Origin of the sequence: Amycolatopsis australiensis (assembly GCF_900119165.1) — a bacterium.
GTDB lineage: Bacteria > Actinomycetota > Actinomycetes > Mycobacteriales > Pseudonocardiaceae > Amycolatopsis > Amycolatopsis australiensis.
On the sequence record NZ_FPJG01000006.1, the window covers coordinates 781,349 to 795,193 of the forward strand.

At 71.9% G+C, this 13,845-nt stretch carries 14 protein-coding genes; 7 read left to right on the top strand and 7 right to left on the bottom strand.

Annotated features, from left to right (window positions below):
* Positions 1-53 precede the first annotated feature (53 nt).
* The 5 genes from BT341_RS04955 to BT341_RS04975 all read left to right on the top strand — a co-directional run bounded on the left by BT341_RS04955 (position 54) and on the right by BT341_RS04975 (position 3,947).
* Entirely contained in the window at positions 54-530 is a 477-nt protein-coding gene (locus BT341_RS04955; RefSeq protein WP_072475132.1) for a YbaB/EbfC family nucleoid-associated protein, read from the top strand.
* Entirely contained in the window at positions 527-2,008 is a 1,482-nt protein-coding gene (locus BT341_RS04960; RefSeq protein WP_072475133.1) for a WXG100 family type VII secretion target, read from the top strand. The genes BT341_RS04955 and BT341_RS04960 overlap by 4 nt, the downstream gene beginning before the upstream one ends.
* Positions 2,005-2,682, top strand: coding sequence for a hypothetical protein (locus tag BT341_RS04965; RefSeq protein ID WP_072475134.1), 678 nt, complete (start codon positions 2,005-2,007; stop codon positions 2,680-2,682). Before BT341_RS04960 ends, BT341_RS04965 begins: the two co-directional genes overlap by 4 nt.
* Positions 2,679-3,269, top strand: a complete 591-nt coding sequence (locus BT341_RS04970) for a hypothetical protein (protein WP_072475135.1) — start codon at positions 2,679-2,681, stop codon at positions 3,267-3,269. The genes BT341_RS04965 and BT341_RS04970 overlap by 4 nt, the downstream gene beginning before the upstream one ends.
* A 75-nt stretch (positions 3,270-3,344) precedes the next feature.
* Positions 3,345-3,947 (top strand): VC0807 family protein, encoded by a 603-nt coding sequence (locus BT341_RS04975; RefSeq protein ID WP_245804884.1) that lies wholly within the window; start codon positions 3,345-3,347, stop codon positions 3,945-3,947.
* A gap of 4 nt (positions 3,948-3,951) precedes the next feature.
* Here BT341_RS04975 and BT341_RS04980 read toward each other — a convergent pair whose 3' ends face one another.
* From BT341_RS04980 to glf, 5 genes are all read right to left on the bottom strand, one after another.
* On the bottom strand, positions 3,952-5,469 hold the full coding sequence (locus BT341_RS04980) for a hypothetical protein (protein WP_072475136.1): 1,518 nt from the start codon (positions 5,467-5,469) through the stop codon (positions 3,952-3,954).
* Between the two features lie 71 nt (positions 5,470-5,540).
* Positions 5,541-6,329, bottom strand: a complete 789-nt coding sequence (locus tag BT341_RS44110) for a hypothetical protein (protein ID WP_245804885.1) — start codon at positions 6,327-6,329, stop codon at positions 5,541-5,543.
* A gap of 108 nt (positions 6,330-6,437) precedes the next feature.
* A complete protein-coding gene (locus tag BT341_RS04990) occupies positions 6,438-7,385 on the bottom strand; it encodes a decaprenyl-phosphate phosphoribosyltransferase (RefSeq protein ID WP_072475137.1) in 948 nt (315 codons plus the stop codon).
* On the bottom strand, positions 7,382-7,900 hold the full coding sequence (locus tag BT341_RS04995; protein ID WP_072475138.1) for a phosphatase PAP2 family protein: 519 nt from the start codon (positions 7,898-7,900) through the stop codon (positions 7,382-7,384). Before BT341_RS04995 ends, BT341_RS04990 begins: the two co-directional genes overlap by 4 nt.
* Complete coding sequence (glf, locus tag BT341_RS05000) at positions 7,893-9,116, bottom strand: UDP-galactopyranose mutase (protein WP_072475139.1); 1,224 nt, start codon at positions 9,114-9,116, stop codon at positions 7,893-7,895. The genes BT341_RS04995 and glf overlap by 8 nt, the downstream gene beginning before the upstream one ends.
* Positions 9,117-9,195: 79 nt before the next feature.
* Here glf and BT341_RS05005 point away from each other — a divergent pair, with 79 nt between their 5' ends.
* Entirely contained in the window at positions 9,196-11,205 is a 2,010-nt protein-coding gene (locus BT341_RS05005; RefSeq protein ID WP_072475140.1) for a DUF6541 family protein, read from the top strand.
* A gap of 136 nt (positions 11,206-11,341) precedes the next feature.
* Here BT341_RS05005 and BT341_RS05010 read toward each other — a convergent pair whose 3' ends face one another.
* Positions 11,342-12,223 carry an LLM class flavin-dependent oxidoreductase gene (locus tag BT341_RS05010; protein ID WP_072475141.1) on the bottom strand — a complete coding sequence of 294 codons (882 nt, stop codon included), beginning with the start codon at positions 12,221-12,223 and terminating at the stop codon, positions 11,342-11,344.
* A 96-nt stretch (positions 12,224-12,319) separates the two neighbouring features.
* On the opposite strand from BT341_RS05010, the gene BT341_RS05015 reads away from it, so the two are divergent.
* Entirely contained in the window at positions 12,320-13,117 is a 798-nt protein-coding gene (locus tag BT341_RS05015; protein WP_072475142.1) for a Cof-type HAD-IIB family hydrolase, read from the top strand.
* Here the strand turns inward: BT341_RS05015 and BT341_RS05020 are convergent.
* On the bottom strand, positions 13,114-13,842 hold the full coding sequence (locus tag BT341_RS05020; RefSeq protein ID WP_072475143.1) for a lysophospholipid acyltransferase family protein: 729 nt from the start codon (positions 13,840-13,842) through the stop codon (positions 13,114-13,116). The genes BT341_RS05015 and BT341_RS05020 overlap by 4 nt on opposite strands.
* Between the last annotated feature and the right edge of the window lie 3 nt (positions 13,843-13,845).

Here is a 13,845-nt window from a genome sequence, read left to right on the forward strand (position 1 = left end):
CCGCGCGGCGCCGGAACCGTCCGAACAGGGCAACTGCGACGCGAGGGAGCAGAATGGACTTGGGGACGAAACTGGACGCCGCCCTGCGGTCGTTCCAGGAGCGGGCCGCGAAGGCAGCCGAGCTCAAGGAACGGATCGCCGGGCTGCGCGGGAGCGCCCGCAACGCCGACGGCTCGGTGACCGTGACGGTCGCGCCGTCCGGCGCCGTGCTCGGCCTGCAGCTCAGCCCGCGGGCCATGCAGCGCTCGCACACGGCGTTGCAGCAGGAGATCCTCGCGGCGATCCGTGACGCGACGAAGCAGGCTTCGGCGGCGCTGAACGAGAGCGTCGAGCCGATCCTCGGCGAGCGCGCGGACCAGTTCCGCGAGGCGTTCAACGCGCACGTCGAGCCGCTCGGCCCGAGCGCGCCGCCGCCGGCGGAGACGCTGGGCAGCGCACCCGGGCCCGTCCGGCCGCAGCCGTCGCGGCCCCGGCCGCCCGCCGATGAAGACGACTTCGGCGGCCCGATCCTGCGCCGGGAGCGGTTTTGAGCACGGGGTACGACGTCCAGCCGGAAGCGCTGACCGCCCACGCCGCCGGGTCGAAGGAGGCCGCCGGCCACTTCGGCAGCCTCGCGAACCTGCTGCAGCAGGCCCGCGTGAGCGACGACTGCTTCGGCCCGCTCGGTGAGCTGATGGCCTACAAGTACTTCGACTCGCTGCAGGAATGCCAGGACCTGGCTAACCAGGCCAAGTCGTTCCTCGACCAGATCGCCGAGAAGACGACGCTGGCCGCGAAGGCCTACGCCGACCACGAAGCCGGCACGTCGGCGGCCATCGCCGGGCTGGCCGACGGCGGCAGCGGCCCGGGCGGCCTCAGCGACCTCAACCACGCCGGCGACGCCGGCCGCAAGGGCTACTGGGAGCAGAACGGCGGCTACGGCAGCAGCTGGCTCTCGACGGCGTCGGAGGTGTCGCAGGCGAGCAGCCCGCCCGACGTCGCCATCGCCGCGGTCCACACGCGGATGGAACAGCTGCAGCTGGTCACCAGCCCCGGCCAGTCGTTCCTCGACAACGGCCTCGGCTTCCTGATCGGCATCGTGATCAGCCCGCTGGTCGAGTTCGTCCTCGAACCGGCCATCGGCGACCCCGAGCAGATGCGCAGCACCGCGAAGGGCTGGGAGCAGGTCGCGAAGTGGCTGGACGGCACCGCCGAGCACGAGCGCAAGCGCGCGGACCTCACGAAGGCGCCCTGGAAGGGTGACGCGGGCGACGCGTTCCGCACCCAGATGACCGAGTTCGCCGACGGCGCGAAGGCGTTCGCGAGCGAGGTCCGCGGGCTGCAGCAGATCCTGGAGATCGCGGCCGACCTGTTCGACGCGTTCGTGGAGATCGTCATCGACATCCTCCAGGAACTGGTCATGGGCCTGATCATCGAGTGGCTGGCCGCGCTGGCGGCCTCGTGGATCACGGCCGGCGCGTCGGTCGGCGCGGCGACGGCGGCCACCGAAGGCGAGGTGGCGGTCACCGGCGGGCGGCTCGGGATGAAGGTCAAGGAGCTGCTCGGCAAGCTGAAGCCGCTGATCGAACAGCTGGAAAAGCTGCTGCAGAAGCTGCGCACCGGGCCGCTCAAGAAGGTCGTCGAGCGCGCCGAAGGCCTGCGTAACGGCAACTTCCTGGAGAAGCGGCTGGCCGACCAGATCGACAAGAACCCGATCGCGAAGATCCTCACGAAGGCCAACCCGGTGACCGGCGCGTCGAAGACCGGCAACAAGTTCGCCGGCCGGTACGGCGTCGGCGGCGAAGGGGCCGACGCGTTGACCACGAACCTCACCGAGGCCGGGCTGCGCGCGGCCGGGCTGAGCGGCACGACCAGCGTCGGCAAGGCGGCGTGGCGCGGCAGTGCCGGCAACGTCGTCGAACAGGGCGTCGAGCAGGGCGTGAAGTACGGGTACAACGAGTCGCAGGACCCGTCGTCCGAGGAAGAGCGCCGCGAGGCGACCGACCGCGGGTTCACGCTCGAAGAATGAACCTCTCCGACCCGCTCGGCGCGGCCACCCAGGCCCGGCCGTACCTGCGCCCCGGCGAACAGCTGCGGTGGGCCGCGTACGGCCGGGGCTTCGCGTTCGACGTCCGCGGGCTGACGCCGGACGGGCAGCCGGCCAAGGGGTTGCTGCGCAAGATCGGTTCGGGCGCGGCCGAGTTCGTGGCCGAGGCGATCAGCGACAACGACAGCGGACCCGACCGGCCGCCGCCTCCGCAGGTGGTCGCGTTCGGTGGCCGCGCGGGGGTGCTGGCGCACGAGTTCCTGCGCGGCATCCCGGTCAGCGCGCCGATCCGGCGGCTGTGGGTCCTGACGCCGCTGCGGCTGCTGGTGCTCGACGAGCGCGTGCCCGTCGCGCCGCCGGAACCGGAGAAGTCGTTCCTGGGCAAGGCTATCGGCTTCGGCCGGGACGTCGCCGCGATCCTGACCGACCGCACGAAGACCTACGGCGACAACCGCGAGGGCGAGCCGATCGCGCTGCGGGACTTCGTGCCGGTGGCGGAACTCCCGCGTGACCGGATCGCCCGCGTCGACGTCGCCGAGCGGGGCCGGAAACCGGTGCTGCGGATGTCTCTTGTGGACGGTTCCGGCGTCGACTTCCGCTTCGACGCCGACGACCACTTCGACTGGCTGCTGGCCCGGACGAACGGAGCGCGGTGAACCTCGAGGTCACGACGGCCACGAAGGTCGACAAGATCATCGAACGCGAGCTGGCCGGGCACTGGCTGCGCCGCGGCGAGGTGCTGCGGCTGGGCTGCCCGCCGTACCACGCGCACGTCGGGCTGCGGCTCGGCGGCGTCCGGCACACGCCGTACGTGCCCGGCCGCGAGGTGCCGAAGGTGACCGGCGGGCCGGCCCGTTGGCCGCTGCCCAGCGACGTCGTCGCGGACGAGGACTGGACCGACGACCCGGCGCTCGGCTACTGGGCCACGGCGGACGACCCGGGCCAGGTCGCGGTCCGGCTGGCCGACCACTTCGCCGGCAGCGCCGGCCACGCCCGGCTGACCTGGACGAACCAGCGGCTCGCCGTCGTCTACCCGACGAACCGCTTGGCGGGCGGCACCGGCGGGCCGTTCACGACGGCGGAGGAGTTCGACGCGCGCGTGGTGGCTCGGCTGGACGCGGTGCTCGGCGGGCACAGCTTCCCGCCGTCACCCGCGATCCGGTTCGGCTTCGGCGACGGCTCCGCGGTGTGCCTGCGTGACGTACTGGCGCCGATGAAGGTGTCCCGCGCCCTGGCGCGCTGACATCCACCGATCGGTCGATCCCGGGAGAACCGGCTCGACGATGACCCGGACCGCGGCGACCGCGATGCTCGGAACGTGCTGATCACCCTGCTGTGCGACATCGTCGGCCCGGTCGGCGGCTACTACCTGCTGCGAGCGTTCGACGTCGCGCCGGTCTGGGCGCTGACGCTCAGCGGCCTGCCGCCGGCGCTGCGGGTGCTGTACCTGGCGCTGCGGCACCGGCGGATCGACGGCATGGGCGTGTTCGTGCTGCTGATCCTGGCGATCGGGTTCGCGACGACGCTGCTGACCGGCGACGCGCGGTTGCAGCTGGTCCGCGGGGCGTGGTTCAGCGTGCTGATCGGGCTGTGGATGCTGGCGAGCCTGCGCGTCGGCCGCCGCCCGACGACGTACCAGGCGACGCTCGCCCTCCTGCCGGGCCGGGCCGCGGCCGTGGAGGAGCGCTGGGCGGACACGCCGTCGTTCCGGCGGGTCTGGCGGGTGCTGACGGTGGTCTGGGGTGTCGGCGGGCTGGTCCACAGCGGGATCAGCATCGTGCTGGCCTACACGCTGCCGGTGGACGTGGTGCCGGGCCTCGACACCGGCGTCTCCATCGGGAGCTTCGTGCTGCTCCAGGTGGTCACGCAGGTGCTGCTGGCCAGGGAGGGCACGCTGAACCGGGTCGTCGCGCGGCGGTGACCGGTCAGTGGCCGACGGCGTGAGCGGGCACGAGGTAGAGGTTCTGCGTGCCCACCCACGGCGAGTCGATCCGCCAGGTGGCCAGCGCGGCCGGCGGGGGCGCCCGGCGGGTCGTCGCGAGGACCAGGTCCGGGCTCATCGGGGCGACGCTGTGGTCGAAGTTGTGGAAGTTCGCCTCCAGCAGCGCCCGGCCGAGGTCGCCGCTGCGGCGTTTGGTCTCGGTGATGGCGGGGTCGACGGCGCCGCGGTCGGAGAACTCGTCGACCAGCTCGCAGTCGCACGCGTACGCCAGCGCGCCGACTTCGCCCGCCGTCTCGACCGTGCGGCCGTGGGCGATCGACGCCAGCTGCGCGCCGATCTCGCGGTACTCGGTCGTCGACGCGTGGTTGCTGGTGATCGGCGCGAACTGGCGTGGCAGGCCGGGCAGCGCGTAGACCGCGACGCTCGCCATGAGGACGACACCCGCGGCCGTGCCCGTGCCGCGCCGGAGGCGTTCCGGCACCGCGCACGCGCAGGCGGCGAGGAAGATCGTCGCGCCGATGATGCTGGGCGCGTAGTACCAGTGGTAAGGCGGGACGCCGAGCCGGCTGTAGGCCACGTAGTGCAGGGCACCGGCGATCGCGAGAGCCGCGAACGGCGTCAGGCGGCGGGCTGTCGCCGAGCCGCGGCGGTACTGGACGATCCAGGCCACCCCGGCCAGGCCGGCCACGGCCAGCGGGAGGAACGACAGCGCGGCCTCGGCCGGGAAGTTGCGCCAGTAGAGCAGCGGGCCGTTGGTGAAGCTGAACGGCCCCCACGACTGCTGGCTGATCTTGATGACCAGCGTGTCCGGCACGGCCGAGCCGAGGACGAGCCAGCTGAAGCCGAACCACGGCAGCGTCACGGCGAGCGCGGCGAACGCGGTCCGCCAGACGCCGGTCCAGAACTCGCGGCGGGCGGCGAACAGCACCGCCGCGATGAGCAGCAGGTCGATCCGGACGAGCGCGAGCAGCCCGATCACGACGCCGAGCCGGGCCGGCCTGCGTTCGCCGGCGTAGACCAGCGTCCAGACGACACCGGTGGCGCCGAGCGTCACCTCCAGCCCGACGGACGACAGCAGCAGCGGGTTGACCAGCAGCAGCGCGAAGGCGAGCGGCGCGAAGACCGGCGGCAGGCCGGTGCGCTCCCCCAGCCGGCGCAGGCCGAGGACGAGCAGCACCTGCGCGGCGACGAACACGACCCCGGCGGCGAAGACGGCGTCGCGGACGACGAACGTCACGGCGGCCAGCGCCAGGACGTTCAGCGGCGAGGTCGCGGTGTTGGCGGTGCCCTGTTCGATCAGGCCCCAGTGGGCGTGGAAGGCGAGGTTCTTCGCGTAGGACAGCGTGATGTAGGTGTCATCGATGAGATGGCGGCTGACCAGGGCGAAGACAAGGGCGGAGGCGGCCGCGGCCCCAGCGGGCAGGGCCCACGAGCGGGCGACGGGCACGGCCGCCGGCAGCGCACCGGCGGCCTTCGGAAGTTCTGCGGAGGCGCTTCGCATCCCGGCCACCGTACTCCGCCCGTGATGCTTTCGTGATCTGAGCGGGGTAGGGGTGGCCCAGGCCACAGTGCTCAGATGCCGTCTCCGGAGCCCGGGTTGCCGGAATTGCCGCGGTTCCGGCCGGGGGCGCCGTGGTTGGGACCGTCGTACTGGCGGTGGACGCCCGGACGCCCGTCGCGCGGCCCGTGATGGCCGGCGGCGGCGATGCCACCGACGATGGCCCCGCCGACGAGCATCCCGAGGATCCCGGCGGCGACGAGCTGAGTGGCGCGGTGGCCGACGAAGCGCCGGAACCCGCCAGGCCGGGCGGCCTGGGTGGGCTGGGGAGCGCCCCAGGCACCGTAGGCCTGGGCGGGGCCGGGTTGGGACAGCTGCGGAGTGGGTGGGGCCTGCTGGCCGTGGAAGGCAGCCTGCTCGGCTGAAGACGCGCCGGTCCCCGGCCCGGCGGCGGCCTCGGCCCGGCCAGGCTCGCCCGGCGCACTGACCGGGGATTGCGCGGCAGCCGCGGCCCCGGAGGCCGGCTGCCCCGGCCGGGGCGAAGGCTGCGCGACGGTGGCGGCGTCGGCGGAGCCAGACTGACCCGGCCCGGCGGCATCGGGCGCGGGCTGCCCCTGCCCGGGCAAGGGCTGCGCACCGGTGGGCTCGCCGGAGCCAGGTTGCCCCGTTCCGGCGGAATCGCCCGGTCCGGCAGTCCCGCCAAGTGGCTGCGTGCCCGCTGCATCCGCGGGCCGGCCAGGTGCGTTGGCCGTCTCAGCCGCGGGCCGGCCGCCTGCCTCGGCGGCGGGCCGGGCCGTGGGTTGCTCGACGGTCGGCTGGTCGGCGCCCTCCGGGGTGGGCTCCTCGCGCGGCTGGTCGTTCATGGTCGCTCCCGTGGTCACGGGGACCGGCGTACTGCCCGCCCCCACCGCCTCAGGGTGCGCCGGTCAGCTGTGCGGAACCTGAATCCCAGCTGTCCGCCCGCCATGAGTTCACAGATAGAACGACAGGAACAGCGTGACCACCCAGGTCGCGCCCAGCACCTGCAGCACGCGGTCCTTGAGCGCGATCTCCTCCGGCTCGCCCGCGTTGCCGCCGTCGACGTCGACCGCGTAGCGCAGGACCGCCACCACGAACGGGACCATCGAGATGACCGCCCACACCGAGTTGTGCTCGCTCTGGCGGATCTCGAACGCCCACAGGCAGTACGACATGATCAGGATCGCCGCCGACGTCGCCCAGACGAACCGCAGGTAGCTGGCCGAATACTTCTTCAGCGACGAGCGGATCTTCGCGCCCGTGCGCTCGAACAGCATGATCTCCGCGTAGCGCTTGCCCGCCACCATGAACAGCGAGCCGAACGCCGTGACCAGCAGGAACCACTGCGAAAGCGCGATGCCCGCCGCGACGCCGCCGGCGATCGAGCGCATCAGGAAGCCCGAGCCGACGATCGCCAGGTCGACCACCGGCTGGTGCTTCAGGCCGAAGCAGTAGCCCAGCTGGACGGCCTCGTAGACCCCCAGCACGATGGCCAGGTGCCAGTTGGCGGTGAACGACACGCCGAGGCCGGCCAGGAAGAACACGACCGCGGCCCCGTACGCGACGGGGACCGGCACGATGCCGGCCGCGATCGGCCGGTTGCGCTTGGTCGGGTGGGCCCGGTCGGCCTCGACGTCGATGGCGTCGTTGATGAGGTAGACCGAGCTGGCGGTCAGCGAGAAGGCCACGAAGGCGATGATCGCGTCGATCAGGAGACCGGTGCGGTCGGTCGACTTCGAGAAGGCGAAGAACGGGGCCGCGAAGACCAGGACGTTCTTCACCCACTGCCGCGGCCGCGCCGTCTTGATGACGCCGCCGACCAGGCCGAACGGGCCGCGCGACGGCGTCTCCGGCGTCACGGCCGCTTCCTCGCTGGTGCGTTCCTCGGTCGTCTCGCTCATGGGTTCTTCTTCAGCTTCCGTCGTATCAGACCGCCGACCAGCCCCCCGAGGGCCGCACCGGCCAGAACGTCTGTCGGATAGTGAACGCCGAGCACGAGCCTCGAAGCCAGCATCGGCGGTACCAGGGCGGGCACCAGGTTACGCCCGGTCAATCCGGAGTAGAGCACCGCCGCCGCCGTCGTGGACGTCGCGTGCGAAGACGGGAAGCTCAGCCTGCTCGGCGTGCCGACCAGGACCTCGACGCTCGGGTGGTCCGGCCGCGGCCGCCTGACCACGCGTTTCACCGCGATCGAGGCGGCGTGCGCGCCGACGACCCCCGCCGACGCGACCAGCCAGTCCTTGCGCCGCTTCTTGTCCACGACGGCGCCGAGCAGGCCCAGGCCGAACCAGCCCAGCGCGTGTTCACCGAAGTGCGACATGCCGCGCGCAGCCTTCACCGAAGCTTCACTCTTCAGAAAGGCCTGGGCCTTCGCGAGAACAGCCACTTCGCCTGCCGGGCTGCCCTTCTCAAGCATCGAGGGACCCGTCCAGCGGCGCGCCGTCGGTCAGGTGCGGGGCGATCTTGTTGTCGAACACCGACAGCGCCGACCCGATGGCCATGTGCATGTCGAGGTACTTGTACGTGCCCAGGCGGCCGCCGAAGATCACGTTCTTCTCGCGCGCCTCGGCCTTGGCCAGCTCGCGGTAGCGCTCGAGCTTCTCGCGGTTCTCCGGCGTGTTGATCGGGTAGTACGGCTCGTCGTTCTCGTTCGCGAAGCGGGAGTACTCGCGGAAGATGACCGTCTTGTCCTTCGGGTAGTCCCGCTCCGGGTGGAAGTGGCGGAACTCGATGATCCGGGTGTAGGGCACTTCTTCGTCGTTGTAGTTGACGACCGAGGTGCCCTGGTAGTCGCCGGTCTGGGCGACTTCGGACTCGAAGTCGACGGTGCGCCAGGTGAACCGGCCCGCCGAGTAGCCGAAGTAGCGGTCCAGCGGCCCGGTGTAGACGGTCGGGGTGCCCGCCGGGATGTGCTCGCGCACGTCGAAGTAGTCGACGTTCAGCCGGATCTCGATGTTCTCGTGCTCGGCCATCTTCTCGAGCCACGCGGTGTACCCGTTGACGGGCAGGCCCTCGTAGGTGTCGTTGAAGTACCGGTTGTCGAACGTGTAGCGGACCGGCAGGCGCGTGATGATGTTGGCGCCGAGGTTCTTGGGGTCGTTCTCCCACTGCTTCGCGGTGTAACCGCGGATGAACGCCTCGTACAGGGGACGGCCGATCAGCGAGATCGCCTTCTCCTCGAGGTTCTGCGCGGCGTCCGTCTGGAACTCCGACGCCTGCTTGGCGATGAGCTCGCGGGCCTCGTCCGGGGTGTGCGACTTGCCGAAGAACTGGTTGATCAGCGCGAGGTTCATCGGCAGGGGGTAGACCTGGCCCTGGTACTTGCCGAACACCCGGTGCTGGTAGTTCGTGAACTCGGTGAAGCGGTTCACGTACTCCCACACGCGCTTGTTCGACGTGTGGAACAGGTGGGCCCCGTACTTGTGCACCTCGATGCCGGTCTCCGGGTCGGGCTCGGAGTAGGCGTTGCCGCCGATGTGGCTGCGACGCTCGAGGACGAGGACCTTCTTGCCCAGTTCGGCCGCGGCCCGTTCGGCGACGGTCAGGCCGAAGAAACCGGACCCGACGACGACGAGGTCGTAACCTGCGAAATCGTCTTCAGTAATCTGTGCGGGGTTCGTGTGCGCGCTCACGGGCGTCGAGGGTACGGGGGTCGGCAACCCGGCCTGCACCCGACTATCACATTTCGGCTTACGACACACCTGGAAAGCAGTGCCTGCACCCGAGGACTTCTGGAGCTACTTCGGCGCGGTGGCGACCTACCTGGCCGTGCTGGCGGTCCCCGGCGGGCTCGCCGGCTGGGCCGCCGGCCTGCGCGGCTGGGCGCTGGCCGGGCTCGCGCCGCTGCTCAGCTACGCCGTGACCGGCCTGGCCGGGCCGTGGCTGGCGATCGCGCACGTGCCGTACGGCCCGCTCAGCGTCGCCGCGTGCACGCTGCTGCTCGCCGCCGTGCTTTACGGCATGCGACGACTCTTCACCGTGCGTGGCTCGCTCACCCCGGGCGCCGAGGAGCCCGCGCTGCCGTGGACGCGGCGGGCGCACCTGGCCGTGGGGACGTGCGTCGCGATCGCCGTCGGCGTCTCGATCGCCGTGGTGGTCACCGGCCGCGGCGGGACGACCGCGGTGTTCCAGCGCTGGGACACCGTCTTCCACGCGAACGGCATCCGCTACATCGCCGAGACCGGCGACGGCTCGCTGACCGGCATGGGCACCATCAACTGGTACCCGGACGGCTCCTTCTACCCGAACGCCTACCACCTGGTCGGCGCGCTGGTCTACCAGCTGTCCGGGACGTCGATCCCGGTCACGCTGAACGCCGTCACGATGCCGATCGCCGGGCTGTTCGCGCTGGCCATGGCCGCGCTGGTGCGCCAGCTCGGCGGCCGCGCGGTCTTCGCCGGCAGCGCGGCGCTGGTCGCGGGCGGCGCGACGACCGGGGCGTACGAATCGGTGTCGAGCGGGCTGCTGCCCTTCGCGCTCGGCATCGTGCTGACGCCGCTGGCGGCCGTCGCGCTGCAGCGGTTCGTCGTGCGGCCGGGCGTCGACACCGGCGCGGTGCTGGCGCTGAGCGCCACCGGCCTGCTCGCCGCCCACTCGAGCGCGCTGTTCGGGGCGATCCTCTTCGCGTTCCCGCTGGTCGTCCAGCGCTGGTACCGGGCGCTGCGCGGCCGCCGCGTCGACGGCGTGCCCGAAGGCAAGCGTGCGCGGCGGGTCATCGGCGGCGACGTCCTGCGGGTGGTGCCGGTGATGGTGGCGGCCGGGCTGCTCGCCGCGCCGATGATCCTCGGCGCGATCGGCTTCACGTCGGGGTCGTACCCGTACCACGCCTGGGGCTCGCACATGCCGGTGTGGAAGGCGCTGGCGATGCTCGCGACGTTCAAGCAGGTGCTGCCGGTGCCGCAGATCTGGCTCACCGTGTTCCTCGCCATCGGCGTGCTGACGCTGGTCGCGTTGCGCCGGATGCGCTGGCTGGTGCTCTCGGCACTCGGGCTCTCCGCGCTGTTCGTGCTCGTCGCGTGCTTCGGCGGCGAAGACTGGGTGATCGCGCTGTCGCGGCCCTGGTGGAACGACCGGTTCCGGCTGATGGCGCTGGCCGCGATCCCGATGTGCCTGCTCGCCGCGCACGGGATGAGCGAGGCCCAGCGGTGGCTGGCGAAGGTCGCGAGCGGGCGCGCGTGGGTGCGGGCCCGGCCGTGGCTGACCGGCCGCGTCGGACTCGCGTCGGCCGTGCTGCTGGTCGTGGCGATGGGCGTGCTGACCGGCGGGTTCTACCGCGCGGCCAACGCCAAGACCGTGTCGCTGCTCTACTACAACGGCCTGCCGGGCGAGGTCGTCCCGCCGGTCAGCAAGGACGAGATCGACGCGATGGAGCACCTCGGCACGCTGGGCATCCCGGCCGACCAGAAGGTGCTCAACGACCGCATGGACGGCACGGCCTGGATGTACGCGCTGACCGGCGTGCACCCGGTGGCCGGCCACTACGACGCGGGTGTCGCTCCCCCGGACGCGCTTTACCTGGCCCAGCACTTCGCCGACTACGACAGCGACCCGGAAGCCCGGGCGGCCGTGCGGCGGCTGAACATCCACTACGTGCTGGTCGGCAGCGGCACGATCCGGCGGGACACGCCGATCGCGCGCGGGCTGCAGCACCTGGACGGGCGCGACTTCGTCCAGGAGATCTACCGGAACCCGGGTGCGGTCATCTACCGGATCGTGAAGTGACGCCCTCGTGGCCGCGGCGCCCCTACCGCGGCCACGAGGGCTCCCGCACCCCCGGGGTGATCTCGGACGTCTGCAGAGAACGACGCCCGGCGGGCCGGATTCGGTTTCCCGCGTACCCGGATGTCACCCGTTCGGCCTAGCGCAGCTCCGGCAGGACGTCGCTCGCCACCTGCTCGAGGACGGCTTCGCGGCCTTCGTACGGCGACGACGACCGCGGCCAGTGCGAGATCACGTCGGTGAAGCCCAGCTCGCGCGCGCGACCGACGGCGTCACGGAACGCCTCCACGCTGCTCAGCGAGAACACCGGCGACGCGTCCAGGCTCAGGTGCCGCTGGATGCTCGCCCGTTCGCGGCCGGCCGCGTCGAGCCGCCGGTCGAACACCTCGACCAGCTCCGCGATGCCCCGCCACCACTCGTCTTCCGTCGCGCCGCCCTTGCCCGTCGTCACCCAGCCCGCGCCGAACCGCGCCGCCAGCGTCATCGTGCGCGGCCCGTTGGCCGCGACCACGAACGGCAGCCGGGGGCGCTGGACCGGGCCGGGCAGGTTGCGGGCCTCGCGGGCCCGGTAGTACTCGCCGTCGAAGTCGAACTTGTCCGTCATGAGCAGCCCGTCGAGCGCCTCGACGAACTCGGCGAACCGGTCGGCGCGCTGCTTCGCCGTCAGCTCCGGCGCGCCGAGCACCGCGCCGTCGTAGTGCTGGTGGTCGACGCCCGCGCCGACGCCGAGCACGAGCCGTCCGTCGGAGACGTCGTCGAGGGTGTTCAGCTCGCGCATGAACGGCACCGGGTGCCGGGCGACCGGGGACGCCACGAACGTGCCCAGCCGGATGCGGGACGTCACCATCGCCGCCGCGGTGAGGGTCGGGATCGCGGAGAACCACGGGCCGTCGACGAGGTTCCGCCAGCCCAGGTGGTCGTAGGTCCAGGCGTGGTCGAAGCCGTACTCCTCGGCGGCCCGCCACTTCGGCTCGGCGGCCCACCAACGATCTTCCGGAAGAATGACGATGCCTACTCGCACACTGCCGGACCGTACTGGCAACCACCGACAGTCGCACGGACGGGGAACGCCTCCCCCGAACGTGTCAGGGACAATGGCGGGGTGGAGAGACCCCAGTTGATCGCGTCCGACGTCGACGGCACCCTGCTCGGCCCCTCCGAATCCCTCACCGGCCGCACCATCGCCACCGTCCGCCGGGCGATCGCGGCGGGGGTGCCGTTCGTGCTGGCCAGCGGGCGTCCGCCGCGCTGGATCGCACCGGTGGCCAAGCCGCTCGAGCTGACCGGGTTCGCGGTGTGCGCGAACGGTGCCGTCCTGTACGACTGCGGTCGCGAGGAGGTCGTCGCGGTGCACGGCCTGCTGCGGCCGGAGCTGCTCCACGACATCGCGCACGCGCTCGACAAGGCGCTTCCCGGCTGCCGGCTGGCGGCCGAGCGCGTCAGCACCGGCGCCGACCACGAGATGCGCAGCTTCGTGATCGAGCCGGACTACCACAACCCGTGGGGCGACGGCGAGGGCCGCGTCGGCCCGCGCGCCGAGGTGCTCGGCCACCCCGCGATCAAACTGCTGGTCAGCCACCGCGGGATGTCGTCGGAGGAGATGTCCGACGCGGTGAACGCGCTGTTCGAGCACGAGGTCGACGTCACGTACTCGTCGTCGGGCGGCCTGGTGGAGCTGTCCGCGCACGGGATCACGAAGGCGACCGGCCTCGCCGACGTCGCCGAGCGGCTGGACGTCGACGCCGAGCGGGTGATCGCCTTCGGCGACATGCCCAACGACGTCGAGATGCTGCGCTGGGCCGGCCACGGCGTCGCGATGGAGAACGGGCACCGGGCGGTGCTCGCGGTCGCCGACGAGGTCACCGGCCCGGCCGGCGACGACGGCGTCGCGCAGGTGCTCGAACGCTGGTTCTAGCGGCGGTCGAGCTCCGCGGCTTCGGCCGGCGTCGGCGCCGTACCGCCCAGGTGCGCGGGCAGCCACCAGCGTTCCTCGTCGGACGCCGGCTGCTCGGGGTACTCGGCCTGGGCGCGGTCGAGCAGCGCGCTCATCCGGGCGCGCAGCTCCTTCGTGACGGCGTCCCAGTCGTCACCCTTGGCCGGGTGCATGGGCTCACCGATGAGGATCGAGATCGGCACGTGCCGCCGGGTCAGGTCCTTCGGGCGGCCTTTCGTCCAGAGCCGCTGAGTGCCCCACAGGGCCATCGGCACGACCGGCACGCCCGCCGCCGCGGCCATCCGGATCGCGCCGGACTTGATGTCCTTGACGGTGAACGACTGGCTGATCGTGGCCTCCGGGAAGACACCGACGACCTCGCCGGCCCGCAGCTTCTCCACGGCGGCCCGGTAGGACGCCAGCCCGGCGGCGCGGTCGACGGGGATGTGGTGCATGCCCCGCATCAGCGGCCCGGCGATCTTGTTCTCGAAGATCTCCTTCTTCGCCATGAACCGCGTCAGCCGCTTCGCCGGACGCGCGCCCAGGCCGCAGAAGATGAAGTCGAGGTAGCTCACGTGGTTGCAGGCGATGACGGCACCACCGCGGCGCGGGATGTGTTCCGCACCCTCGACCCGGATGCGGTTGTCCAGTACCCGGAACATGGTCCGGGCCGCCGCGATCACGGGCGGGTACACGAGGTCGGCCATCGG